This window comes from Streptomyces sp. NPDC053432 (genome assembly GCF_055585365.1).
On the sequence record NZ_JBVJKF010000007.1, the window covers coordinates 181,375 to 205,602 of the forward strand.

Annotated in this window: 20 protein-coding genes; 15 read left to right on the forward strand and 5 right to left on the reverse strand. The window is 72.8% G+C overall.

The window, feature by feature from the left end; translation table 11 throughout:
* Window positions 1-414: 414 nt before the first annotated feature.
* Both ACZ6Y1_RS14615 and ACZ6Y1_RS14620 read right to left on the reverse strand, forming a co-directional pair.
* Window positions 415-2,049: a penicillin-binding transpeptidase domain-containing protein gene (locus ACZ6Y1_RS14615; RefSeq protein WP_469627955.1), complete on the reverse strand. Its 1,635-nt coding sequence runs from the start codon at window positions 2,047-2,049 to the stop codon at window positions 415-417.
* Between the two features lie 199 nt (window positions 2,050-2,248).
* Window positions 2,249-4,018 carry a dolichyl-phosphate-mannose--protein mannosyltransferase gene (locus ACZ6Y1_RS14620; RefSeq protein WP_469627958.1) on the reverse strand — a complete coding sequence of 590 codons (1,770 nt, stop codon included), beginning with the start codon at window positions 4,016-4,018 and terminating at the stop codon, window positions 2,249-2,251.
* 79 nt (window positions 4,019-4,097) lie between these two features.
* Here ACZ6Y1_RS14620 and rsmI point away from each other — a divergent pair, with 79 nt between their 5' ends.
* The 13 genes from rsmI (at window position 4,098) to ACZ6Y1_RS14685 (ending at window position 20,399) form a co-directional block, all read left to right on the forward strand.
* Entirely contained in the window at window positions 4,098-5,015 is a 918-nt protein-coding gene (gene rsmI / locus ACZ6Y1_RS14625) for a 16S rRNA (cytidine(1402)-2'-O)-methyltransferase (protein ID WP_469627960.1), read from the forward strand.
* Between the two features lie 140 nt (window positions 5,016-5,155).
* Window positions 5,156-5,635, forward strand: a complete 480-nt coding sequence (locus ACZ6Y1_RS14630; RefSeq protein WP_469627963.1) for a hypothetical protein — start codon at window positions 5,156-5,158, stop codon at window positions 5,633-5,635.
* A 10-nt stretch (window positions 5,636-5,645) separates the two neighbouring features.
* A complete protein-coding gene (locus ACZ6Y1_RS14635; RefSeq protein ID WP_469627965.1) occupies window positions 5,646-6,521 on the forward strand; it encodes a TatD family hydrolase in 876 nt (291 codons plus the stop codon).
* 101 nt (window positions 6,522-6,622) lie between these two features.
* Entirely contained in the window at window positions 6,623-8,182 is a 1,560-nt protein-coding gene (locus tag ACZ6Y1_RS14640) for a ubiquitin-like domain-containing protein (protein WP_469627968.1), read from the forward strand.
* On the forward strand, window positions 8,179-9,090 hold the full coding sequence (gene rsmA, locus ACZ6Y1_RS14645) for a 16S rRNA (adenine(1518)-N(6)/adenine(1519)-N(6))-dimethyltransferase RsmA (RefSeq protein WP_469627971.1): 912 nt from the start codon (window positions 8,179-8,181) through the stop codon (window positions 9,088-9,090). The genes ACZ6Y1_RS14640 and rsmA overlap by 4 nt, the downstream gene beginning before the upstream one ends.
* Window positions 9,087-9,992, forward strand: a complete 906-nt coding sequence (locus ACZ6Y1_RS14650) for a 4-(cytidine 5'-diphospho)-2-C-methyl-D-erythritol kinase (protein WP_469627974.1) — start codon at window positions 9,087-9,089, stop codon at window positions 9,990-9,992. The genes rsmA and ACZ6Y1_RS14650 overlap by 4 nt, the downstream gene beginning before the upstream one ends.
* Window positions 9,993-10,465: 473 nt before the next feature.
* The gene (locus tag ACZ6Y1_RS14655; protein WP_469627977.1) at window positions 10,466-11,800 is read left to right on the forward strand and encodes an acyltransferase family protein; all 1,335 of its coding nucleotides are present in this window, start codon (window positions 10,466-10,468) and stop codon (window positions 11,798-11,800) included.
* Between the two features lie 28 nt (window positions 11,801-11,828).
* Window positions 11,829-13,634: an ABC-F family ATP-binding cassette domain-containing protein gene (locus ACZ6Y1_RS14660; RefSeq protein ID WP_469627981.1), complete on the forward strand. Its 1,806-nt coding sequence runs from the start codon at window positions 11,829-11,831 to the stop codon at window positions 13,632-13,634.
* Between the two features lie 133 nt (window positions 13,635-13,767).
* Window positions 13,768-15,387 (forward strand): outer membrane protein assembly factor BamB family protein, encoded by a 1,620-nt coding sequence (locus ACZ6Y1_RS14665; protein ID WP_469627984.1) that lies wholly within the window; start codon window positions 13,768-13,770, stop codon window positions 15,385-15,387.
* Window positions 15,388-15,568: 181 nt separating this feature from the next.
* On the forward strand, window positions 15,569-17,203 hold the full coding sequence (locus ACZ6Y1_RS14670) for an outer membrane protein assembly factor BamB family protein (RefSeq protein ID WP_469627988.1): 1,635 nt from the start codon (window positions 15,569-15,571) through the stop codon (window positions 17,201-17,203).
* 180 nt (window positions 17,204-17,383) lie between these two features.
* Window positions 17,384-18,070, forward strand: a complete 687-nt coding sequence (locus tag ACZ6Y1_RS14675; RefSeq protein ID WP_469628300.1) for a response regulator transcription factor — start codon at window positions 17,384-17,386, stop codon at window positions 18,068-18,070.
* Window positions 18,071-18,170: 100 nt separating this feature from the next.
* A complete protein-coding gene (galE, locus tag ACZ6Y1_RS14680) occupies window positions 18,171-19,130 on the forward strand; it encodes a UDP-glucose 4-epimerase GalE (protein WP_469627991.1) in 960 nt (319 codons plus the stop codon).
* Between the two features lie 468 nt (window positions 19,131-19,598).
* Entirely contained in the window at window positions 19,599-20,399 is an 801-nt protein-coding gene (locus ACZ6Y1_RS14685) for a LuxR C-terminal-related transcriptional regulator (protein ID WP_469627994.1), read from the forward strand.
* Here ACZ6Y1_RS14685 and ACZ6Y1_RS14690 read toward each other — a convergent pair.
* A complete protein-coding gene (locus ACZ6Y1_RS14690; RefSeq protein ID WP_384591851.1) occupies window positions 20,358-20,855 on the reverse strand; it encodes a MarR family winged helix-turn-helix transcriptional regulator in 498 nt (165 codons plus the stop codon). The genes ACZ6Y1_RS14685 and ACZ6Y1_RS14690 overlap by 42 nt on opposite strands.
* A gap of 161 nt (window positions 20,856-21,016) precedes the next feature.
* Here ACZ6Y1_RS14690 and ACZ6Y1_RS14695 point away from each other — a divergent pair, with 161 nt between their 5' ends.
* Entirely contained in the window at window positions 21,017-21,874 is an 858-nt protein-coding gene (locus tag ACZ6Y1_RS14695; RefSeq protein WP_469627998.1) for a trans-aconitate 2-methyltransferase, read from the forward strand.
* Window positions 21,875-21,876: 2 nt separating this feature from the next.
* Window positions 21,877-22,254 (forward strand): VOC family protein, encoded by a 378-nt coding sequence (locus ACZ6Y1_RS14700; RefSeq protein ID WP_469628001.1) that lies wholly within the window; start codon window positions 21,877-21,879, stop codon window positions 22,252-22,254.
* Between the two features lie 124 nt (window positions 22,255-22,378).
* Here ACZ6Y1_RS14700 and ACZ6Y1_RS14705 read toward each other — a convergent pair whose 3' ends face one another.
* Window positions 22,379-23,053, reverse strand: coding sequence for a TetR family transcriptional regulator (locus tag ACZ6Y1_RS14705; protein WP_384591860.1), 675 nt, complete (start codon window positions 23,051-23,053; stop codon window positions 22,379-22,381).
* Window positions 23,050-24,030 carry an acyl-CoA desaturase gene (locus ACZ6Y1_RS14710; protein ID WP_469628004.1) on the reverse strand — a complete coding sequence of 327 codons (981 nt, stop codon included), beginning with the start codon at window positions 24,028-24,030 and terminating at the stop codon, window positions 23,050-23,052. Before ACZ6Y1_RS14710 ends, ACZ6Y1_RS14705 begins: the two co-directional genes overlap by 4 nt.
* Window positions 24,031-24,228 lie beyond the last annotated feature (198 nt).

Here is a 24,228-nt window from a genome sequence, read left to right on the forward strand (position 1 = left end):
GCGCGCAACCTCGTTCAGCGGTCTTGCGGTGCCCGCAGGCGCGACGACGAGGAGTCGCCCCGGAGGGCCCCCGCGGACCGACCCGCACCTCCGAAGCCCCCGGCCGGCAAATCCAGCCTCGCCGGCGTTTGAGGCGCGGGGGCGCGCAGGGGCGTCCCCGCGGGAGGAGCGCGCAACCTCGTTCAGCGGTCTTGCGGTGCCCGCAGGCGCGACGACGAGGAGTCGCCCCGGAGGGCCCCCGCGGACCGACCCGCACCTCCGAAGCCTCCGGCCCGGCAAATCCAGCCTCGCCGGCGTTTGAGGCGCGGGGGTGCGGGGGCAGAGCCCCCGGAACGGCGCCGCACCCCCCAGACGGCCCCGCCGGGAGGCAGACGGCGGAGCCGCGCAGGGCCGGCCCGACCCCGCCCGGGAGGGCTACCCCGCGTTCAGGACGCGCGCCACGATCGGGCCCGCCGCCTCGCCGCCGTGGCCACCCGCTTCGACCATCGCCGCCGCGGCCACGTCGCCGCTGAAGCCGGTGAACCAGCTGTCCGGGCTGCCCGCGCCGTCGACCTCCGCGGAGCCGGTCTTCGCGCCCTTGTCGGAGCCGCCCACGGCGGCCATCGCCTCGCGGGCGGTGCCGTTCGTCGCCGTCAGCTTCATCATCTTCACCAGCTGCGCCGACACCCCCGGCTTCAGGGCCCGCGAGGCCGTGGCGAGGCTGCGCCCGTCCAGCGAGGGCTTCACGATCACCGGCTGGCGGAACACCCCCGTCCGGGCCGTGGCCGTGATCGAGGCGACGTTCAGCGGGTTCATCGTGATCGTGCCCTGGCCGATGTACGCGGCGGCCGCGCCCGCCCCCGAGGCATCGGGGACCGACCCGTCCCGCGAGGGGATCCCGGTCTTCCAGTCGAGCCCGATGCCGAAGACCTCTTTCGCCTCCCGCGGCAGCGCGCCGTTGTCGCGCACGTCGTCGATCAGGCTGATGAAGGCGGTGTTGCAGGACCTGGCGAAGCTCGACGCGAAGGTCTCGCCCTCCGACTTGAAGTTGTTCAGGTTGTGGAAGGTCCGCCCCTCCCACGTGGCGGTCGCCGGGCAGGCCGCCGGCCGGTCCGCCGCCACCAGGCCCTTCTCGATCAGCATGGCCCCCGTCACGATCTTCATCGTCGAGCCCGGCGCCCGCGCCCCCCGCATCGCCGCGTTGAAGCCGTCCTTGCGGTGGTTGGCCACGGCCAGGATGTCGCCCGTGCTCGGCTGGACCGCGACCACCGAGGCCTCGGCGTACTCGGCCACCGCCTTCTCCGCCGCGGCCTGCACATCGGCGTCCAGCACGGTCTGGATCTCCCCCGGCCTGCCCTCGGCCAGGGTCATCAGGGTCCGTCTGGGATCGTTCGGGGTGAAGGGCTCGATCCACACCTCGGCCCCCTTCGCGCCGCCCGCCCTCTCGCCGTACGCCTTGCGCAGCTCGTCCAGCACGGTCCGCAGCGAGGGGTACTGCTCGGCCGTCAGCTCCTTGCCATTGCGGTCGAGGGCCTTCACCGGCGCCGTGGCGGGGGCGCCCGCGCGCAGCCGCTCGCCCCGCTGGAGCTGCGGGTGGATGATCGAGTCCTTCCAGTCGACCAGCGGCTTCCCGGTGGTCAGCCCGCGCACCACGGTGAGCTCGGAGTCGTAGACGAAGGGCTTGGTGGTCCCCTCGTACGTGATCTCCGCTTCGACCTTGAAGGGCACGCTGGTGCCGTTGTACGCGCCGGGCGTGATCACCGCCTTCGACACGAACGCCCGGGCCCTGAACTCGCTGACGGCGGGCTGCGCGTCATGCGCGTTGTTCGTCAGCGCGCCCGCCGCGGCCGAGTCCCCCGCGGCCCACGCGGCGAGGAAGGCCTTGGCGGTGGCGACGGTCTCCTTCTCCGTGATCGGCCCGCTGTCCTTGGCCGCCTGGACGGAAGCCGTACCGCCGTCCTTCTCGCCTTCGCCGCTGTCCCCGACCAGCGCGTACACCCCGTAGCCGGCGCCGCCGACGAGTGCGAGGAACACTCCGCCGACGATGGCGCCCTTGGCCGCCCCGTTCATTTCCGGTCCTCCCCCGAGTCGCGATTCCCTGAACATGTTCAAAGAATCCTTGGTGCGGACCTTACGCCGTGTGGTCGGCGGAGCACGCGCTTGTTACCGGACCGGAATCCCCGATGGCCGAAACGGTGCGGTAAATGGCAGGAGGGCCCTCCCGGTCCGCCCGGGAAGGCCCCTCCTCACGTCCGAACCGGCTACGCGGTCACACCCACGTGTCCAGCCACATCCGGCCCCGCCACGAGTCCATGGGCAGGGTCTGGCCCGTGTAGATGGGCCAGAAGTAGATGAAGTTCCACGCGATCAGCAGCACCAGCACGCCCGCCCCGATCGCGCCCAGCGCCCGCCGCCGTTCGCTCGAACCGGCCGGCCCGAGCAGGGCGCCGATCATCATCGCCACCGCCAGGCACAGGTACGGGACGAAGACCACCGCGTAGAAGTAGAAGATCGTCCGCTCCTGGTAGTTGAACCAGGGCAGCAGGCCGGCGCCCAGCGCGCACGCGATCGCACCCGCCCGCCAGTCACGGCGGAAGAACCACCGCCACAAGACGTAGAGCAGCGCGAAGCAGCCCGCCCACCACAGCAGCGGGGTGCCCAGCGCCAGCACCTCCCGGGCGCACTTGCCCGTCTCCGTCGCCGGGCAGCCGTCCGTGCCGGGCGCCGGGGACTCGTAGAAGTAGGAGACGGGCCGGCCCAGGACCAGCCAGCTCCACGGGTTCGACTCGTAGGTGTGCCCCGAGGTCAGGCCGACGTGGAACTTGTAGACCTCGGTCTCGTAGTGCCACAGGCTGCGCACCCACTCCGGCAGGAACGACAGCGAGCTCTTCTGGTCGTACTTGGCCGCCCAGTCGCGCAGGTAGCCGCCCTTGCCGTTGTCCGGGCTGAGGATCCAGCCCGACCAGGAGACCAGGTACGTGACGATCGCGACCGGCACGGTCGACAGGAAGCCGGGCAGCGCGTCGCGGCGCAGCATCGACGCGTACGGAGCCCCCGCGCCCGCGGTGCGGCGCGCGGCCGCGTCCCACAAGACGGTCAGGACGCCGAAGAACGCCAGCGCGATGAAGCCGTTCCACTTTGTGCCCGCGGCCAGACCCAGGCAGACGCCCGCCAGGATCCGGTACGGGCGCCAGCCCAGCCGCAGCGTCTCGGCGACCTTCAGGTCGGGCCGGGTCCGGCCCTCCTCGTCCACCGGCAGCGCCTCCGCGATCCGGGCCCGGGTCCGGTCCCGGTCGATGAGCAGCGCCCCGAACGCGGCCAGCACGAAGAACATCAGCACCAGGTCGAGCAGCGCGGTCCGGCTCATCACCAGGTGCAGGCCGTCCACCGCGAGCAGCGCGCCCGCCAGGCAGCCCAGGAAGGTGGAGCGGAACAGGCGGCGCCCGATCCGGCACAGCATAAGCACCGACAGGGTGCCGAGCACGGCGGTCATGAACCGCCAGCCGAAGGGGTTGAAGCCGAACATCCACTCGCCCAGCCCGATGACCCACTTGCCGACGGGCGGGTGCACGACGTAGCCGGCGTCCGCCGGAAGGGCGACCGCGTGCGGGTTGTCGAGGATCAGCTTGTCGATGTCCTTGGGCCAGCTCGCCTCATAGCCCTGCTTGATCGTGGCCCAGGCGTCCTTGGCGTAGTACGTCTCGTCGAATATCACCGCCTTGGGGCTGCCCAGGTGCACGAACCGCAGCACCCCGGCGACCAGTGCCACCAGCACCGGCCCCGCCCACGCCAGGATCCGGTTCCACGTCCCCCACACCTCGGGCCGCAGCCCGAAGGTCATCCACAGCTGTGGGGACGGCTGGGCGTACGGGGGCACCAGGCGGGTGCGGAGGTCCCCGCGCGCGCAGGCGCCGGCGGGCGGTGCGTAACCGAAGCCGCGCAGGCGGCGCAGCCAGGTGGGCTGCTCTTCGGCCCGCCCCGACGGCAGGGCGGGAGGTGCCCCCGCGGGGCTGGGCGGCGGCGTCGCGGTACTGGTCACCGGCACATCGTAGGGAAGAGATCCGTGTGCGCCCCAGTACCCGGGGGGCGGCGGGCCCCGGGACTGAGAGGATGGGCCGGTGACGACTGACCAGCCCCTCCGTACCGAACCCTCCTCCACAGCAGGCGTGCTCGTCCTCGCCGGGACGCCCATCGGCGATCTCGCGGACGCCCCGCCGCGGCTCGCGGCCGAGCTGGAGCGGGCCGACGTGGTCGCCGCCGAGGACACCCGGCGGCTGCGCCGGCTGACCCAGGGGCTCGGCGTGCACACCACCGGGCGCGTCGTCTCGTACTTCGAGGGCAACGAGTCCGCGCGCACCCCCGAGCTCGTCGAAGCGCTGGAGGACGGCAAGCGCGTCCTGCTGGTCACCGACGCCGGCATGCCCTCCGTCTCCGATCCCGGCTACCGGCTCGTGGCCGCCGCCGTGGAGAAGGACATCAAGGTCACCGCCGTCCCGGGGCCCTCCGCCGTGCTCACCGCGCTCGCCCTGTCCGGGCTGCCCGTGGACCGCTTCTGCTTCGAGGGGTTCCTGCCGCGCAAGGCGGGCGAGCGCCTCGGCCGGCTGCGCGAGGTCGAGGGCGAGCGGCGCACGCTCGTTTACTTCGAGGCCCCGCACCGGCTCGACGACACCCTGGCCGCGATGGCCGAGGTCTTCGGCGCGGACCGGCGGGCCGCCGTGTGCCGCGAGCTGACGAAGACGTACGAGGAGGTCAGGCGCGGCGGCCTCGGCGAGCTGGCGGTGTGGGCGGCCGAGGGCGTGCGCGGCGAGATCACCGTGGTGGTCGAAGGCGCCCCCGCGGCCGGGCCCGGGGACGTGGACGCCGAGGAGCTGGTGCGCCGGGTACGGGTGCGCGAGGAGGCGGGGGAGCGCCGCAAGGAGGCCATCGCGGCGGTCGCGGCGGAGGCCGGAGTACCCAAGCGGGACGTGTTCGACGCGGTGGTGGCGGCAAAGAATGCGGCTGAAAAGGTGCCCCAGGTCGGTAAAGAGCTAACCTGAAAAGCAAAGCTCAGACCGCGCACCGGGCGCTTTGGGGCATGAGTCGCCCAAAGACCGTCCAACAGTAGACAGGGCCTGATGCGCTCCCGCCCGAAGAGGCGTCCACTGGCAATGGCACCAGTGGAACAAGAGGAGCTGGCATGAGTGAGATCGCTGACACCCCGGTCCCCGTCGCCGCCGCGGGACCCGGCCCTGTATCCGCTCCCGTGCAGACCGTGCACGAGGCGTACTCCTTCGCCTGCATGAAGTGCGGATACGCCTGGGAGCAGGCCTACGCGATAGAACACCACGTGGACGGCCGGGGCGAGCCGTTCATCATGTACATGGTCAGCGGCGAGCGGGTGCCCTCCCCGCTGTCCAACCCGACCTGCATGAACTGCGGCGGCCACGTCGTGCGGATCATGCGGGCCGGTCAGGTCTCCTCGGTGCTCGGCACGATCGACCGGCTCTACCACCACCGCATCGCCCCCGGGATCGCCGGACCGGTGCCGGCCGGGGCGAACGAACCGCGGACCCCCAAGCCGCGCAGGCACGACGCACCGGGTCCCGTCCCGGTCGACGAGCCGGAGCGGAGCCGGGGCCGGCTCTCCCGGCTGATGGGGATCTTCCGCCGGTCATAAGATCGGCCGCATGAGCCCCTCCTCGAAAGACGCACCGCCGCCGCTGCCCGAACCCCTCCGGGTGGCGGTCGCGGACTCGCACACCCACCTGGACATGCAGTCCGGCACCGTCGAGGAGGGCCTCGCCAAGGCCGCCTCGGTCGGGGTGACCACCGTCTTCCAGGTGGGCTGCGACGTGAAGGGCTCCCGGTGGGCCGCCGAGACGGCGGCGGCGTACGAGAACGTCCACGCGGCGGTGGCCCTGCACCCCAACGAGGCCCCGCGCATCGTGCACGGGGATCCCGACGGCTGGTCCCGGCAGGGCGCCCGGGCCGGCGGCGGCGACGCGGCCCTGGACGAGGCGCTCGCGGAGATCGAGGCGCTGGCCGCCCTCGACCACGTCAAGGCGGTCGGCGAGACCGGCTTGGACTACTTCCGCACCGGGCCGGAGGGGATGGCCGCGCAGGAGCGTTCCTTCCGCGCCCACATTGAGATCGCCAAGCGGCAGGGCAAGGCGCTCGTCATCCACGACCGCGAGGCCCACGCGGACGTCCTGCGCGTGCTGCGCGAGGAGGGCGCCCCGGAGCGGACCGTCTTCCACTGCTACTCCGGGGACGCCGAGATGGCCCGCGAGTGCGCCGCCGCCGGGTACTACATGTCCTTCGCCGGGACCGTCACCTTCAAGAACGCGGCCCCGCTGCGCGAGGCCCTGGCCGTGGCCCCGCTGGAACTCGTCCTCGTGGAGACCGACGCCCCGTACCTGACCCCGGCGCCGTACCGCGGCCGGCCCAACGCGCCGTACCTCATTCCGCTGACGGTGCGGGCCATGGCCGCCGTGCGCGGCATCGGCGAGGACGCGATGGCCACGGCCCTGGCGGCCAACACGGCGCGCGCGTTCGGCTACTGACGCCACCCTGAGTAGTCGTACGACTTTGGAGTGTGACGACTCCTCCGCTATGGTGCCGTGCCCCGAACCAGCGGGTGCCGACCACCAGGGGAGCGAGCGTCGTGAGCGAAACGCAGGGCAGTCACCGCCGCGGCAGTCCCGGGCCGGGCGCCCGGCCGGCCGCCGCCGGCACCTCAGGACCCGGAGCGGCCGGGCCGGAGGTGCCGACGCCCCGGGGCTCCGGCGGCCGGGGCGCGCGGCGGCGGGCGCGCGGGCAGGAGTCCGACCGGTCGGCCGCCCCCGCACCACAGGACGCCGCACCCGCAGCCGCACCGGCAACGGCCACGGGCCGCCGCCGGGCAGCGGCGGGCGGCGGGACGGTCACCGCCCCCGCCCCGCCGGGACCCGGCCGACGGCGCGGTGCCCCCGCCGAGCCCGCCCCGGGCGGGGAGGCCCCGCCAGGAGCCGGAAGGCGCCGCGCCGGGCCGGGCACCGGCCGCCGCCGGGGCGGCGAGGCCCCCGGCCTGTCGGCCCCCGCAGGGCCCGGCACCGGACGCCGGCGGGCCACGGCCGTACCCCCGCCCCTCCCGGGAGGGACCTGGCGGCGGATCGTGCCGCAAGCACTCGTCGTCGCCTTCCTCGCCGGCGGCACCACCGCCTTCGTCGCCGCCGACAAGACCGTCCGGCTCACCGTGGACGGAGTCCCGAGGAACCTGCACACCTTCGCCGACGACGTCGACGAACTGCTGGCCTCCGAAGGCCTCGGCGTCGGCCCCCACGACCTCGTCGCCCCCGCCCCCGGCGAACCCCTCGACGACGGCGAAGAGGTCATCGTCCGCTACGGCCGCCCCCTGCGCCTGACCCTCGACGGCCAGCCCCGCCAGGTGTGGACGACCGCCCGCACCGTCGAGGGCGCCCTGCGCCAGCTCGGCATCCGCGCCGAGGGCGCCTTCCTCTCCTCACCCCGCGAGGCCCCCGTCCCCCGCACGGGCCTCGCCCTCAGCGTCCGCACCGAGCGCAGCGTCACCTTCCTCGCCGACGGCAGCGAACGCACCATCCGCACCAACGCGGCCAGCGTCCAGGAAGCCCTCGACCAGGCCGGCATCACCCTCCACGGCCAGGACACCACCTCCGTCCCCCCGGACTCCTTCCCCCGCGACGGACAGACCGTCACCGTGCTCCGCATCACCGGCACCCGCGAGGTCCGGGAGGAGCGCATCCCCTACGCCGTCGAGAAGACCGAGGACCCCTCCCTCTTCACCGGCACCGAAGTCGTCGAACGCGCCGGCCGGCCCGGCGCCCGCCGGGTCACCTACGGCCTGCGCACCGTCAACGGGGTCCGGCAGAAACCCCGCCGCATCGCCGAGGAGGTCGTCCGCGAGCCCGTCACCCAGCTGGTCAAGGTCGGCACGAAGCCGCTGCCCACCTCCGTCTCCGGTGCCGACGGCCTCGACTGGGCCGCCCTCGCCCAGTGCGAGTCCGGCGGCCGCCCCACCGCCACCGACGCCTCGGGCACGTACGGCGGCCTCTACCAGTTCGACGTCCGCACCTGGCAGGCCCTCGGCGGCAGCGGCCGCCCCCAGGACGCACCGGCCTCGGAGCAGACGTACCGGGCGAAGAAGCTCTACGTGCAGCGGGGGGCGAGCCCGTGGCCGCACTGCGGCCGTAGGCTTGGGCGGTGAGCACCGCAGAGCAGCAGCCCAACGAGAACCACCCCGCCCCTTCCGACGCCCTCCTCGGCCCCGCCGACATCCGGGAGCTGGCCGCCGTACTCGGCGTGAAGCCGACGAAGCAGAAGGGGCAGAACTTCGTCATCGACGCCAACACGGTGCGCCGGATCGTGCGCACCGCCGAGGTGCGGCCCGACGACGTGGTCGTCGAGGTCGGGCCGGGACTGGGCTCGCTGACGCTCGCTCTGCTGGAGGCCGCCGACCGGGTCACCGCCGTCGAGATCGACGACATCCTCGCGGCCGCGCTGCCCGCCACCATCGAGGCGCGGATGCCCGGCCGCATGGACCGCTTCGCGCTGGTCCACTCCGACGCGATGCTCGTCACCGAGCTGCCCGGGCCGGCGCCCACCGCGCTCGTCGCCAACCTGCCCTACAACGTGGCCGTGCCGGTGCTGCTGACCATGCTCGACCGCTTCCCGAGCATCGAGCGGACCCTCGTCATGGTGCAGTCGGAGGTCGCCGACCGGCTCGCCGCCGAACCCGGCAACAAGGTGTACGGGGTGCCCTCGGTCAAGGCCAACTGGTACGCGCACGTCAAGCGGGCCGGCGCCATCGGCCGCAAGGTCTTCTGGCCCGCCCCCAACGTCGACTCCGGCCTCGTCTCCCTCGTCCGCCGCACCGAGCCGATCAAGACCACCGCCTCGAAGGCGGAGGTGTTCGCGGTCGTCGACGCCGCCTTCGCGCAGCGCCGCAAGACGCTGCGCGCCGCGCTGGCCGGCTGGGCCGGTTCGGCGGCGGGCGCCGAGGAGGCGCTGGTCGCCGCCGGGATCTCCCCGCAGGCGCGCGGGGAGTCGCTGACGGTCGAGCAGTTCGCCGCGATCGCCGAGCACAAGCCGCAGGCGGAAAGGCCGGCGCTGTGAGCACGAGCGTGACCGTACGCGTCCCCGCGAAGGTCAACGTCCAGCTGGCGGTGGGCGCGGCGCGCCCCGACGGCTTCCACGACCTCGCCAACGTCTTCCTCGCCGTCTCCCTCTTCGACGAGGTCACGGCGGCACCCGCGGACTCCCTCACCGTCACCTGCACCGGCCCGGATGCCGACCAGGTGCCGCTGGACCGTACGAACCTGGCCGCGCGGGCCGCGGAGATCCTCGCGGCGCGGCACGGCATCTCCCCCTCGGTGCACCTGCACATCGCCAAGAACATCCCGGTGGCCGGGGGCATGGCGGGCGGCAGCGCGGACGGCGCGGCGGCCCTGGTGGCCTGCGACGCGCTGTGGGGGCTGAACACCCCGCGGGCCGAGCTGCTGGACCTGTGCGCGGAGCTCGGCAGCGACGTCCCCTTCAGCCTGGTCGGCGGGGCCGCGCTCGGCACGGGGCGCGGCGAGCTGCTGACGCCCGTGGAGGCGGGCGCGTTCCACTGGGTGTTCGCGGTGGCCGACGGCGGGCTGTCCACGCCGGCGGTGTTCCGCGAGTTCGACCGGCTCGCCGAGACCGAGGGCCGGGAGATCCCGGAGCCCGTGGCCTCCCCGGCCCTCCTCGCGGCCCTCGCCTCCGGCGACCCGGACGCGCTGGCGGGCGCCCTGTCCAACGACCTCCAGTCGGCGGCGCTGTCGCTGCGGCCGTCGCTGGCCGCGACGCTGGCGGTGGGCGTCGAGGGGGGCGCGCTGGCCGCGCTGGTCTCGGGCTCGGGCCCGACCACGGCCTTCCTGGTCCGCGACCCGGAAGCCGCGCTGAAGGTGGCCGCGGCCCTGGAAGCCTCGGGCACGTGCCGCACCACCCGCGTGGCCTCGGCCCCGGCCCCCGGAGCGGTGGTCCTGGCGTAGCCCCGCGGGCCGGACGCCGCTGCGCGGCCCCCTGCGGCTCCGCCCCAGCCCCCGCTCCTCAAACGCCGGAGGGCCGCATATCGCCCCGGCGGCGCCCCCATTGCAGGCCGGCGTGGATCTCCGGGGGCGGCTCACGAAGCCCGGGCGGGCCCGGGTCTGCCTCCGGCGGCGCCTCAAACGCCGGCGAGGCTGGATTTGGCTGCTGCCGCCCGCCAGGTGCGGCTGGATGCCCCGGAGGGCAAAACCAGCCTCTCCGGGATGTCCAGCCCCTGCGGGATGTCCAGCCCCTCCGGGACATGCAGCCCCCCCCGGGGCACATCCAGCCTCGCCGGCGTTTGAGGCGCGGGTCTGGGCGGAGCCCAGGGTGCCGCGCAGCGGCATCTTCGCCCGGAGCCGGGCCGCGCCCGTACTCAGGCCGGAGTTGAGTACCCGCACCCTGTCGGCGGAGCCGGCCGGCGGGCGACCGTGGGGACATGACAGCCAGCGCACGCGACATCGCCGAGGCCACCCCCGCCGGACGGGACCGGTACGTGGATCTGCTGAGGGCCGCCTCCCTGGGCACCGTCGTCGCCGGGCACTGGCTGATGGCCGCCGTCAGCAGCGGCGGCATAGGGAACCTCCTCGCCGTCGTGCCACGGCTCCAGGTGCTCACCTGGGCGCTGCAGGTCATGCCGGTGTTCTTCTTCGTCGGCGGGTTCTCGCACGCGCTGTCCTACCGCTCCCTGCTGCGGCGCGGCGACGGCCGGCCCGTCTACGCCGACTTCCTGCGCGCCCGGCTGCGCCGCCTGCTGCGGCCCACGCTCGTCTTCGTCCTCGTCTGGGCCGCCCTCGCGCTCGGCGTGCAGCTCGCCGGAGCCGGTGACGGGCGGCTGAGCGGGGCCGCGCTGCGGATGGTCACGCAGCCGCTCTGGTTCATCGGGATCTACCTCGCCATGGTCGCCTTCACCCCGCCGCTGCTGAAGCTGCACGAGCGCCGCGGCTGGGCCGCCTTCGCGGCCCTGGCCGGCGCGGCCGCCGCCGTGGACGTACTGCGCTTCGCGCTCGGCGTGCCGTACGTGGAGTTCCTGAACTTCGGCTTCGTCTGGCTCGCCGTCCACCAGCTCGGCTTCCTCCGCGCCGACGGCCGGATCCGCCGCCCCGCCCTCCTCGCCGCCGCGGGCCTCGCCGGGGCCGCGCTGCTCGTGGCGTACGGTCCGTACCCGCTGTCCATGGTCGGGATGCCCGGCGAGAAGGTCTCCAACATGGCCCCGCCCACCCTGGCGCTGCTCTGCCACGGCCTGTGGCTCGTCGGCGCCGTCCAGCTCCTGGCGGGGCCCGCCACCGCCTGGCTGGCCCGCCCCCGGGTCTGGCGCGGCGTCGTCGCCGCCAACGGGATCGCCATGACCGCCTTCCTGTGGCACCTCACCGCCATGCTCGCCGTGTACGGGGCCCAGGTCGCCCTCGGGATCGCCCTGCCCGAGCCCGCCACCGCCGCCTGGTGGGCGCAGGCGCCCGTCAGGATCGCCGCCGCCGCGGGCCTCACCGCGCTGCTCGTCGCCTGCTTCCGCCGCTTCGAGGCCCCGGCCCGTCCGGCCCCCGCGGCCCCCGCCGGCTCCGGAAGCGGCCCCCGCGCCGCCGCCGGCATCACCCTGTGCCTCCTCGGCATCCTCGGGCTCTCCATGACCGGCCTCGGCGGGCTGCTCGACGGGCACACCGCCACCCTGATCGCCGTTCCCGTCACCGCGCCGGCCGCCATCGCGATGGCACTGGGCGGCTGGCTCCTGGTGGAACGGTCCGGCGCTGCCCGGCGCGTTAGGCTGAGGGGCTGATCCACACCCCTTCCCTGGAGCGCGTCTGATGGCCGTCAATCTGGTCAATGTCGAGGCAGTCAGCAAGGTGTACGGCACACGTACCCTGCTCGACGGCATCTCCCTCGGCGTATCCGAGGGGGACCGGATCGGTGTCGTCGGCCGCAACGGCGACGGCAAGACCACCCTCGTCCGCATGCTGGCCAAGCTGGAGGAGCCCGACACCGGGCGCGTCACCCAGTCGGGCGGCCTGCGCATGGGCGTCCTCACCCAGCACGACTCCCTCGATCCCGCGGCCACCATCCGCCACGAGATCATCCGGGACATGGCCGACCACGAGTGGGCCGGCAACGCCAAGATCCGCGACGTGCTGACCGGCCTCTTCGGCGGGCTCGACCTGCCCGGCTTCGGCCAGGGCCTCGACACCGTCATCGGCCCGCTCTCCGGCGGCGAGCGCCGCCGGATCGCGCTCGCCAAACTGCTCATCGCCGACCAGGACCTCCTCGTCCTCGACGAGCCCACCAACCACCTCGACGTCGAGGGCATCTCCTGGCTGGCCGGCCACCTCCAGGCCCGCCGCTCCGCCCTCGTCTGCGTCACCCACGACCGCTGGTTCCTCGACCAGGTCTGCACCCGCATGTGGGACGTCCAGCGCGGAGACGTCCACGAGTACGAGGGCGGCTACAGCGACTACGTCTTCGCCCGCGCCGAACGCGAGCGGATCGCCGCCACCGAGGAACAGAAGCGGCAGAACCTGATGCGCAAGGAGCTGGCCTGGCTGCGCCGCGGCGCCCCGGCCCGCACCTCCAAGCCGCGCTACCGCATCGAGGCGGCCAACGAGCTGATCGCCGACGTGCCGCCGCCGCGCGACAAGTCCGAGCTGATGCGCTTCGCCAACGCCCGTCTCGGCAAGACCGTCTTCGACCTCGAAGACGTCAGCGTCCACGCCGGCCCCAAGGTCCTCCTCAAGCACCTCACCTGGCACCTGGGCCCCGGTGACCGCATCGGACTCGTCGGCGTCAACGGCGCCGGCAAGACCTCCCTCCTGCGTGCCCTGGCAGAGGCCGCCCGCACCCAGGGCGAGTCCCAGCCCGCCGCCGGCCGGGTCACCGTCGGCAAGACCGTCCGGCTCGCCTACCTCTCGCAGGAGGTCGGCGAACTCGACCCGTCCCTGCGGGTCCTGGAGGCCGTCCAGCGCGTCCGCGACCGCGTCGACCTCGGCAAGGGCCGCGAGATGACGGCGGGCCAGCTGTGCGAGCAGTTCGGTTTCACCAAGGAGAAGCAGTGGACGCCCGTCGGCGACCTCTCCGGCGGTGAGCGGCGCCGGCTGCAGATCCTGCGCCTGCTGATGGACGAGCCCAACGTCCTCTTCCTCGACGAGCCCACCAACGACCTCGACATCGAGACCCTGACCCAGCTGGAGGACCTCCTCGACGGCTGGCCCGGCTCGATGATCGTGATCTCCCACGACCGGTTCTTCATCGAGCGCACCACCGACACGGTGATGGCCCTGCTCGGCGACGCGAGCCTGCGGATGCTGCCGCGCGGCCTGGACGAGTACCTGGAGCGCCGCCGGCGGATGATCGAGGCGGCCGCCCCGGCGCCCGCGCCCGCCGCTGCCGCCGCGAAGTCCACCTCGTCCGGGGACTCCCGCGCGGCGAAGAAGGAACTCCAGAAGATCGAGCGCCAGCTGAACAAGCTCGCCGACCGCGAGAGCAACCTGCACGCGCAGATCGCCGAGCACTCCACCGACTACGACAAGGTCGCCAAGCTCGACGCGGAGCTGCGCGAACTCCTCTCGGAGCGCGACGATTTGGAGATGCGCTGGCTCGAACTGGCCGAGGAGGCCCAGTAGCCGGGCCGATAACGACGGCGTCACGGGCCGGTCCTCCCTTGGGTACAGGGCGAGGACCGGCCCGATGTGCGTGGCCTGCCAGTGATAGAAAGGTCATCCCCCACGACCCTTCCGAATCCGAAAAGGTGCGCTGATGACCGAGTCGCCCCAGCCGCCGAACCAGCCGCCGACACCCTCCGGTTACGGGCACCTCCCCGGCCCGCCGCAGCCTTCGGCCTACGGATATCCGCCGCAGGGCGCGAACCCCTACGCCCAGCAGCCCCCCACGCAGCCGATGTACGGCTACGGCTACCCGCCGCCGCCCCCCGGTCCGCCCGGGACGCCGCCGCCCGCGCCCGGGACGCCGCCGAAGAAGAAGCTCACCGTCCTGATCGCCGCCTCCGTGGCGGCGCTCCTGCTCGCCGGCGGCGTCGGCTACGTCGCCTTCGTCAAGGGCGACGACCCGAAGAAGCCCCTCGCGCAGGAGTCGCCCTCCGACGGCAAGCCCTCCGCGTCGGCCTCCGTGGACAAGGGCGACGGCAGCGGCAACGGCAGCCAGGACGCCGACCTCAACTCCGGCCGCAAGCAGGGCGAGGACAAGGTCCTCTGGCTCAAGATGGTCAAGATCGACGGCCCCGGCATGGGCGTGGACTCCCCGGGCCAGTGGGTGGTCGGCGACACCGTCGTCAAGGGCGTCTGGAAGTCCCTCACCGCCTACTCGGCCGCCGACGGCAAGGAGCGGTGGACGCTCCCCTTCCCCGCCCTGATCTGCGCCACCACCCCGCAGACCACCGCCGACGGCAAGACGGTCGTCATGTACAGGGAAGGCGAGTCGGACACCGCCTCCTGCACCCAGATGCGCGTGGTCGACCTCAAGACGGGCAAGGAGGTCTGGTCGAAGGAGGTGCCCAAGGAAGGGCTGTTCGACCTCTTCACCAGCCCCTCGGTGGACATCACCGGCGACACCGTCGCCATCAGCCGCGGCGGCAACGCCAGCGCCTTCAAGGTCAGCACCGGTGACAGGCTGTTCGGCAGCAACCAGGCCGAGGGCTGCCAGCCCGACTCCTACACGTCGGGCAACGGCCGGATGATCGCCCTCGCCACCTGCCAGGACGAGAACAGCACCGGCGAGGTACAGGGCACCGACCCGGTCACCGGCAAGAAGAACTGGACCTTCCGGCTCCCCCCGAAGTTCAAGGTCACCAGCATCTACTCGGTGGACCCGCTCGTGCTCGACCTTGGCAACGAGGAGAGCAAGGAGCGCTCCATCGTGGTCATCGGCCCCGACGGGAAGCAGACCGCCACCCTCACCGGCGAAGGCAACTTCCCCGTCGGCTGCGGCGACAGCGGACTCTTCCACTCCCTGACGACGTGCGACTCCTCGGCCGTCGCCGACAACACCCTCTACCTGGCCACCAAGGAGTCGGGCGGCAAGGCGAACGAGATCGTCGCCTTCGACCTGGCCACCGGCAAGGTCAAGTGGCGTACCCCGGCCGGCGACAAGCGCACCGTCACCCCGCTCAAGGCCGCGGGCGGACAGCTGGTCTTCTACCGCCAGGCCGAGGAGGACAAGGGCGGCGAGATCCTCTCGATCCCCGCCGCCGGCGGCACCCCCACCGCACTCCTGCGCAACCCCTCGGGCCCCGCCGCACCCATCGAGCACTCGTTCCGTCTCCCGGAGGCCGACTACGTGGACGGACGGTTCTTCATCTCCACCGGCCACCTCAAGGCCGAGGGCAAGGAAGAGAAGCTCCTCATGGTCTTCGGAAAGTGAACGTGTCCGACAGCCGCCCACCGAGAGGCAGTAGCAACACATGAGTACCCCGCCGCCCCCCAGCCAGCCGCCGTCCGGCGGCTTCGGAGCGCCGCAGGATCCCCCGCAGGGCGGGTTCGCCCCGCCTCCGCCGCCCGGGCCGCCGGTGCCCGCGCAGCAGCCTCCGGCCCAGCCCCCGACCATGCCGGTCCAGCCCGCGGCCCAGCCCGGTCCGCCGCCGGCCGCACCGCCGGCCCCGGGCCAGGCCCCCGGACAGCCCGCGTACGGATACCCGCAGCCCGGGCCCGGTTACGGCTACCCGCAGCAGCCCCAGCCCGCCACCGCGCCCATGTACGCCGCCCAGCCCCCGGCGCCCGGCGCCCCGGCCGGCGGCGGCAACGACAAGCGCAACCAGCTGATGATCGTCGGCGCGGCCCTGCTGGCCATCGTCCTCATCGTCGGCGGCGGCCTCTGGTACGCCTCCGGCGACGGCGGGGGCGACGGCAGGCAGACCACCGCGGGCGGCAGCACCCCCACGGGCAACGACAAGCCCCAGGAAGGCCAGGCGGGCACGGAGACCGCGCCCTCCAACCCCAAGGCGAAGACCCTCTTCAACCTGCCCAGCCCGCAGCCCGCCGAACAGGTCGGCACCACCGGCTCCTGGATCACCGACTCCACCTACGTGAAGTCCGACGTGTCCAAGGTCGTCGGCTACAACCTGGTCGACGGCGGCAAGAAGTGGGAGATCCCGCTCCCGGGCGAGGTCTGCGGAGCGACCAAGCACGTCAGCCAGAACAAGTCCGCGATCCTCTTCCGGCCCACCCAGCCGACGGCCGAGAACAAGTACCCCGCGTGCAGCGAGGTCGGCGTCATCGACCTGGACGGCGGCAAGCTCGTCTGGTCCGGCAACGCCAAGAGCGCCAGCGGCGGCGACCGGCCCGCGAACCTGCGCGAGGTCACCATCAGCGGCAACACCGTGGCCGCCGCCGACATCTCCATCGGAGGCGCCGCCTGGAACCTCGCCGACGGCAAGCCCCTGTGGCTCCCCAAGGTCGACGCCGAACAGTGCCGCGACACCGGCTACGCCGGCGGCGAGGCCCTCGCCGTCATCCGCAAGTGCGGCCAGAGCCCCAACTACACGCTGTACGCGCAGGTCCTGGACCCGGCCACCGGAGCGCCCAAGGCCTCCTACAAGCTCTCCCCGGGCATCGACTACGCCGGCATCGTCTCCACCAAGCCGCTGATCGTCGCCGCCGACGTCGGCAAGACCGCGAAGAACGCCACCGGCGTCAGCGACCTCTTCGTCGTCGACGACAAGGGCGAGCTGAAGGCGCGCATCGCGCTCACCTCCGGCACCTTCGACGGCAAGTGCGCGGCCACCGAGGTCGAGAAGTGCACCGGCATGGTCGTCGGCAACGGCAAGCTCTACCTGCCCTCGTACGAGCACCAGGGCAAGGAGGGCATGAGCCGCACCAACGAGGTGCTCTCCTTCGACCTTGAGACGGGCAAGCAGACCACCGACCGCGCCGACGCGGGCGAGCGCTACCAGATCACGCCGCTGCGCATGGACGGGCCGAACATCATCGCCTACAAGGAGCCCCCGTACGACAAGGGCGGCCAGATCGTCAGCATCGACGGCAGGACCATGAAGGAAACCCTCCTCATGGAGAACCCGGCGGACAAGGCGACCCAGCGGGCCGAGATCGCCTTCTCGCCCGAATACTCCGAATACCGCTACCACAAGGGCAAGCTCTTCATCTCCCGCACCTCGGTCCGCAAGCCGTACTCGGAGAAGAGCGACCCGGAGTACCTCTTCATCTCCTTCACCGCGAGCTGACGCCCGCGCCGCGGCGCGCGAAGGCCGCGGCGCGCGAAGGCCGCGGCGAACAACCGTGCGCAAGTGGCCGGAAGCCCCCGGAAGGTCCGTCCTTCCGGGGGCTTCTGCGTCGATACCGGCGCGCACCGTCGAACAAGCGTGTAGCTTGCCGGGTCAGATGATTCGGGGGTGGGTGCCTCAATGGGCGTACGGGTCGTGGTGGTCGACGACCACCGGCTGCTGGCCGAGGCGCTCGCCTCTGCCCTGAAACTGCGCGGCCACCGGGTGCTGGCGGCCACCGCCCCGACCGCGGGCGCCGCCGAACTGGTCATCGGCCGGGCCCCCGAGGTCTGTCTGCTGGGGACGGCGACCCCGGCCGAACCCGGGGTCTTCGAGCCGGTCGTACGGATCAAGCGGGAACGCCCGCAGATCGCCGTCGTCGTGCTGGGGCCGGTGCCCAGCCCGCGCGGCATCGCCGCCGCCTTCGCCGCGGGCGCCTCGGGCTACGTACGCCAGGACGAGCGGATCGAGGGCGTGGAGCGGGCCCTGGCCAAGGCGCGGGCGGGGGAGCCGGCGATCGCGCCCCAGCTGCTCCAGGGGGCGTTCGCGGAGCTCCTGAACCCCGCGGCCCAGCCCGACGACGAGGGCAGCAGGCTGCTGCGGATGCTGACCCCGCGCGAGGTGGAGGTGCTGGTGCGGGTCGCGGAGGGGGAGGACACCCGGCTGATCGCGGCGGGCATGGCCATCGCCCCGAGCACCGCCCGGACGCACGTGCAGCGGGTCCTGATGAAGCTGGGCGTGGGCTCGCGGCTGGAGGCGGCCGCGCTGGCCGCCCGTACCGGTCTGCTGGACCGGGCGGCCCCGCCGCGGGGTCCCGGGGAAGCCTGAGCGGGGCCAGGATTTCCTCCGGAGCCGCCTCATCCGGTAAGCCAGTCTCCTAGCACGCGCGTACCCCCGTGCGCGTTTCCCTGGGAGAGGCAGTAGTGGAGTGAGCAAGTACCTTGTAACCGGTGGCGCCGGATACGTCGGCAGCGTGGTCGCGGCGCACCTGCTGGAGGCCGGCCACGAGGTGACCGTCCTCGACGACCTCAGCACCGGCTTCCGCGAGGGCGTCCCGGCGGGCGCCTCCTTCATCGAGGGCCGGATCCAGGACGCCGCGCGGTACGTGGACGCCTCCTTCGACGGCGTCCTGCACTTCGCGGCCTCCTCGCAGGTCGGCGAGTCCGTGGTGAACCCGGGCAAGTACTGGGAGAACAACGTCGGCGGCACCCTCGCCCTGCTGGCCGCGATGCGCGAGGCGGGCGTCGGCAAGCTGGTGTTCTCCTCCACCGCCGCCACCTACGGGGAGCCGGCCGAGGGCCTGCTGACCGAGGCCTCGGTGACCGCGCCGACCAACCCGTACGGCGCCTCGAAGCTGGCCGTCGACCACATGATCGCGGGGGAGTGCGTGGCGCACGGCCTGGCCGCGGTGTCCCTGCGCTACTTCAACGTGGCCGGCGCCTACAAGGAGTTCGGCGAGCGCCACAGCCCCGAGACCCACCTGATCCCGCTGGTGCTCCAGGTCGCCCTGGGCGAGCGGGAGGCGATCTCGGTGTTCGGCGAGGACTACCCGACCCCCGACGGCACCTGCGTGCGCGACTACATCCACGTCGCGGACCTGGCGGAGGCCCACCTGGCCGCGCTGGAGAACGCCGCAGCCGGCGAGCACCTGATCTGCAACCTGGGCAACGGCAGCGGGTTCTCGGTCCGCGAGGTCGTCGAGACCGTCCGCAAGGTGACCGGCCACGAGATCCCCGAGGTCGTCGCCCCGCGCAGGGCCGGCGACCCGGCGAAGCTGGTGGCCTCCGCGCGCACGGCCCACGAGCGCCTGGGCTGGACCCCGAGCCGCACCGATCTCACCGGCATCATCACGGACGCGTGGAACTTCGCGCGCAGGGACGCCTCCTGAACCACCCTGCTCACCGCTTTCCCACGCGCCCCCCGCACCCTCCGGTGCGGGGGGCGCGCGCATGCCCCGGGCGCGCGGTGGGCGAGCGCTGTGCGCGGGCGCCCGGCGTGCACACGCCGGGTGAAACACACCCCGTGCAACTGCCCGTGGCACAGGCCGGTGCGGATGCCGTCATCCGGACCTTCAGGGCAGTCGAATTCAAGCCACCACAAAGCCCGTTCGGGCCGCGCCCGCTGGAAAATCGCGGGGAAAACTTCTGCTATTCGGCCAACCGCGCGCCGCCCCCGGCCCTACGCTGATGCGTGACACCGGTGGGGGCCGGTGTTGATTCAGGGGTCGAGACACGTCGGGTACGGCGGCCGGTCCGGGGTAGTGCAGAGATGTCTCGGCGGCGGCCGGGGCAGCTGCGGATCACCCGGTCCGGGCGCCGTACCCGCCGTCGTCCGTTCCCCGACCCTTGGGGGTTTTGTGGCTCGTATCCGGGTTCTCGTCGTCGACGATCACCGAATCTTCGCCGAATCGCTCGCAGCCGCGCTCGCGGCCGAGCCGGACGTGGACGTGTCCGCGGCCGGCAGTGGTCCGGCCGCCCTGCGCTGCCTCGAACGCGCGGTGGCCGAGGGCCGCCGCTTCGACGTCCTGCTCGTCGACGCCGACCTGGCCGCCGCGGCCGGGCCTGCGGGCGCCTCCGGCCCCTCGGGCGGCGTGCCCGCCCAGCGCGAGCCGGGCGCCGGGGCCGCGCCGCCGGGCGCGGACGGGATCGCGCTGGTCGCGACGGTACGGGGCTCCCACCCCGGCGTGCGCACGGTCGTCCTGGCCGAGCGCGACGAACCGCGCCGGGCCGCGCACGCGCTCCAGGCGGGCGCCTCGGGCTGGGTGGCCAAGGACTGCTCGCTCTCGCGGCTGCTGGCCGTCATCCGCGGGGTCCTGCGCGAGGAGACCCACCTGCCGCCCGCGCTGCTCACCGGGGTGCTGCGCGAGCTGACGGCAGCGCGCAAGCACCGCACGGACAGCGAGCGCCTGGTCGAGTCGCTGACCCCGCGCGAGCACGAGGTGCTGCGCTGCATGGTGGCCGGACTGGGCCGCAAGGACGTGGCGGCGCGGCTGTTCCTGTCCCCCCACACGGTCCGCACGCACATGCAGAACGTGCTGGGCAAGCTGGGCGTGCACTCCACCCTGGCGGCTGTGGCCCTGGCCCGGCGGGCGGGCGTACGGCCGGCCGATCTGGGGCTAGCCGGGGATGTTGTCGAACGGAGCGGTCAGCTGGCGTAGCAGCCCGGCCAGGTCCGCGCGCTGGTGCTGGGAGAGCTGGGCGAGGATCGCCCGCTCCTGGGCCAGCAGCCCGGCGAGGGCCTGGTCGGCGCGGTCGCGGCCCTCGGGGGTGAGCCGCACGAGGACCCCCCGGCGGTCGCTGGGGTCCGGAAGCCGTTCGACGAGGCCCTTCTTGGCGAGCCGGTCGATGCGGTTGGTCATGGTGCCGGAGGTGACGAGGGTCTGCGTCAGGAGCTGGCCGGGGGAGAGCTGGTAGGGCGCTCCCGCGCGGCGCAGGGAGGTCAGTACGTCGAACTCCCAGGGCTCCAGGCCGTGCTCGGAGAAGGCCAGCCTGCGGGCGCGGTCGAGGTGCCGCGCGAGCCTGCTCACGCGGCTCAGCACCTCAAGCGGTTCCACGTCGAGGTCAGGGCGCTCCCGGCGCCATGCCGCTACCAGTCGGTCGACCTCGTCCTCCATGCCGATCAGTGTAAGGGGTCTGTCGACATGAAGTCTCTTCACGTCAAGCATCTTGACCACAACTTTCTTGACGTCAAGATATAATTGCTGCGAGGGTGGGGCATGGAGCGTCCCGGAACTCATTCCGCTTCCGCCCGCCCCGCCAGTAGGGAGGCTCGAACATGTATTCCGATACCGCGCGTGCAGGGACCCCCACGTCCACCGCGCCGTCCGCACCCACCTGGGACCCCCAGCAGTACCTGCGCCACTCCGGCCACCGCACCAGGCCCTTCCTCGACCTGCTGACCCGCATACCCGAGCTCCCCACCGACCCCGCCCGCATCGCCGACCTCGGCTGCGGCCCCGGCAACGTCACCGCACTCCTCGCCGACCGCTGGACCGACGCCAAGATCACCGGCTTCGACCTCTCCCCGGAGATGCTCCACCGCGCCGAACAGGAACACGCCGGCCCCACCGCCGGCGGCGGCAGCCTCGACTTCCAGCACGCCGACCTCGCCTCCTGGCTGCCCGACGAGCCCTACGACCTGATCGTCTCCAACGCCGCCCTCCAATGGGTCCCCAGCCACCCCGGCTCCTTCGGCGCCTGGATCAACGGACTGCGCCCCGGCGGCACCTTCGCCTTCCAGCTCCCCGGCAACTTCACCGCCCCCAGCCACGCCCTGCTCGCCGAACTCTGCGACACCCCCCGCTGGCGCGCCCGGCTCGCCGGCCACGGCGCCCGCTACACCCACCTCCTCGAACCCGCCGAGTACCTCGCCCGCCTCACCGAACTCGGCTGCGCCGTCGACGTCTGGGACACCACCTACCACCAGCTGCTCCAAGGCCCCGACCCCGTCCTCGACTGGGTCAAGGGCACCGCGCTGCGGCCCGTCCTCACCGCCCTCGGCGACGACGAGGACGCCGTCCGCGCCTTCCTCACCGAATACCGCGACCGGCTGCGCGAGGCCTACCCGCCCGGACCGCGCGGCACCGTCTTCCCCTTCCGCCGCATCTTCGCCGTAGCCCGCAAGGAGGCCTGACCATGCTCACCGCCGTGGACCACGTCCAACTCGCCGCGCCCCCCGGATCCGAGGCCCTCCTGCGCGCCTACTACACCCACGTCCTCGGCATGACCGAGATCCCCAAACCGCCCGTCCTCGCCGCACGCGGAGGCTGCTGGTTCGCCGCCGGACCCGTACAGCTGCACCTCGGCGTCGAGGAGGACTTCCGGCCCGCCCGCAAGGCCCATCCCGGGCTGCGCGTGACCGGCATCGTCGAGTACGCGAGCAGACTGGAGGAGCGGGGGGCCAAGGTCGTCTGGGACGACGACCTGCCGGGCCACCGCCGCTTCTACTCCGAAGACCCCGTCGGCAACCGGCTCGAATTCCTCGAACCCCACACCCTGGAGTCCTGCGCCTGACACCGGCGCACCCGAGCACGACGCGCCCGCGAGGCACCGAGCACGGCGCACCCGCACCACGCGACGGCGCCCCGTCACCGGATCACCGGTGACGGGGCGCCGTCGCGTACCCGGCAGCGGGCACTCAGTTCTTGCGGCGGCCCACCAGCTGCGGCTTCGACTCCAGCCCGTCCAGCCCGTGCCACGCCAGATTCACCAGGTGCGCGGCCACCTCCGCCTTCTTCGGCCTGCGCACGTCCAGCCACCACTGCCCCGTCAGCGCGACCATCCCCACCAGCGCCTGCGCGTACAGCGGGGCCAGCTTCGGGTCGAACCCCCGGGCCTTGAACTCCAGACCCAGGATGTCCTCCACCTGCGTGGCGATGTCACTGATCAACGACGCGAACGTGCCCGTCGACTGCGCGACCGGCGAATCGCGGACCAGGATCCGGAAACCGTCCGTGTACGACTCGATGTAGTCCAGCAGCGCGAAAGCCGCCTGCTCCAGCAGCTCCCGCGGATGCCCGGCCGTCAGCGCACCCGTCACCCCGTCCAGCAGCTGGCGCATCTCCCGGTCCACGACGACCGCGTACAGCCCCTCCTTGCCGCCGAAGTGCTCGTACACCACCGGCTTGGACACCCCGGCCTTCGCCGCGATCTCCTCCACCGACGTGCCCTCGAAGCCCTTCTCCGCGAACAGTGCCCGGCCGATGTCCAGCAGCTGCTGGCGCCGCTCGGCGCCCGTCATCCGCACCCGGCGTCCCCGCCTGGGCTTGTCACTGCTGGAAGTACCGCCGTCGATCGCCACGTCCCCCATCATGCCGCGTTCGACGCGGTTTCCCTGCGCCGGGCGTCGATGCGGGACGCTGACGGCCACCGCACGTCCGTCGCCCAGCCCAGCCGCTCGAACCAGCGGATCAGCCGCGCACTGGAATCGACCTGCCCGCGCAGCACACCGTGACGCGCCGACGTCGGATCCGCGTGGTGCAGGTTGTGCCAGGACTCACCGCACGACAGCACCGCCAGCCACCACACGTTCCCCGAACGGTCACGCGACTTGAACGGACGCTTCCCCACCGCGTGACAGATCGAATTGATCGACCACGTCACGTGGTGCAACAGCGCGACCCGCACCAGCGAACCCCAGAAGAACGCCGTGAACGCACCCCACCACGACATCGTCACCAGCCCCCCGACCAGCGGCGGGATCGCCAGCGAGAGCATCGTCCAGTAGATGAAGTCACGCGAGATCCGCCGGATCGCCGGATCCCTGATCAGATCGGGCGCGTACTTCTGCTGATCCGTCTGCTCCTCGTCGAACAGCCAGCCGATGTGCGCCCACCACAGCCCCTTCATCAGCGCCGGCACCGTCTCCCCGAACCGCCACGGCGAATGCGGGTCCCCCTCGTGGTCGGAGTACTTGTGGTGCTTGCGGTGATCGGCCACCCACCGCACCAGCGGCCCCTCCACCGCCAGCGACCCCATCACCGCCAGCGCGATCCGCAGCGGCCGCTTCGCCTTGAAGGAACCGTGCGTGAAATACCGGTGGAAACCGACCGTGATCCCGTGGCACGCCACGAAGTACATGAACACCATCAGGCCGAGATCCAGCCAGCTCACCCCCCAGCCCCACACCAGCGGCACCGCCGCCAGCAGGGCCACGAAGGGAACCGTGATGAACAACAGCAGGGCGATCTGTTCGATGGACCGCTTGTTCTCGCCGCCGAGAGTCGCGGAGGGCACAGACCCGTCGGAGGACGCGGACACGTCCTCGACCAGGTCGGGACTGGTGGTCATGGAGGTCCCCTGAGGGTGAGAGGCCGGCAGGGCCGAGGTTACGGGCCCGTAACCTACGGCATCGTAAGTATGGCAAAGGCGTGCCACGAGGCAACAGGCGCGCGGCCGGGGCGTGCGAGAGCACACCACCCCCGGGGCGGACACACCCCCGTACGGCCCCCCCACCTGCCGTCTGGTGAGACATTTGCCCAGGCACAA

Excerpts from the sequence above, each read along its gene's own strand:
- ACZ6Y1_RS14615 (WP_469627955.1), bottom strand. The coding sequence starts at position 2,049 with ATGAACGGGGCGGCCAAGGGCGCCATCGTCGGCGGAGTGTTCCTCGCA.
- ACZ6Y1_RS14630 (WP_469627963.1), top strand. The coding sequence starts at position 5,156 with ATGAGTGAGATCGCTGACACCCCGGTCCCCGTCGCCGCCGCGGGACCC.
- ACZ6Y1_RS14635 (WP_469627965.1), top strand. The coding sequence starts at position 5,646 with ATGAGCCCCTCCTCGAAAGACGCACCGCCGCCGCTGCCCGAACCCCTC.
- ACZ6Y1_RS14655 (WP_469627977.1), top strand. The coding sequence starts at position 10,466 with ATGACAGCCAGCGCACGCGACATCGCCGAGGCCACCCCCGCCGGACGG.
- ACZ6Y1_RS14660 (WP_469627981.1), top strand. The coding sequence starts at position 11,829 with ATGGCCGTCAATCTGGTCAATGTCGAGGCAGTCAGCAAGGTGTACGGC.
- ACZ6Y1_RS14665 (WP_469627984.1), top strand. The coding sequence starts at position 13,768 with ATGACCGAGTCGCCCCAGCCGCCGAACCAGCCGCCGACACCCTCCGGT.
- ACZ6Y1_RS14670 (WP_469627988.1), top strand. The coding sequence starts at position 15,569 with ATGCCGGTCCAGCCCGCGGCCCAGCCCGGTCCGCCGCCGGCCGCACCG.
- ACZ6Y1_RS14675 (WP_469628300.1), top strand. The coding sequence starts at position 17,384 with ATGGGCGTACGGGTCGTGGTGGTCGACGACCACCGGCTGCTGGCCGAG.
- ACZ6Y1_RS14690 (WP_384591851.1), bottom strand. The coding sequence starts at position 20,855 with ATGGAGGACGAGGTCGACCGACTGGTAGCGGCATGGCGCCGGGAGCGC.
- ACZ6Y1_RS14695 (WP_469627998.1), top strand. The coding sequence starts at position 21,017 with ATGTATTCCGATACCGCGCGTGCAGGGACCCCCACGTCCACCGCGCCG.
- ACZ6Y1_RS14700 (WP_469628001.1), top strand. The coding sequence starts at position 21,877 with ATGCTCACCGCCGTGGACCACGTCCAACTCGCCGCGCCCCCCGGATCC.
- ACZ6Y1_RS14705 (WP_384591860.1), bottom strand. The coding sequence starts at position 23,053 with ATGATGGGGGACGTGGCGATCGACGGCGGTACTTCCAGCAGTGACAAG.
- ACZ6Y1_RS14710 (WP_469628004.1), bottom strand. The coding sequence starts at position 24,030 with ATGACCACCAGTCCCGACCTGGTCGAGGACGTGTCCGCGTCCTCCGAC.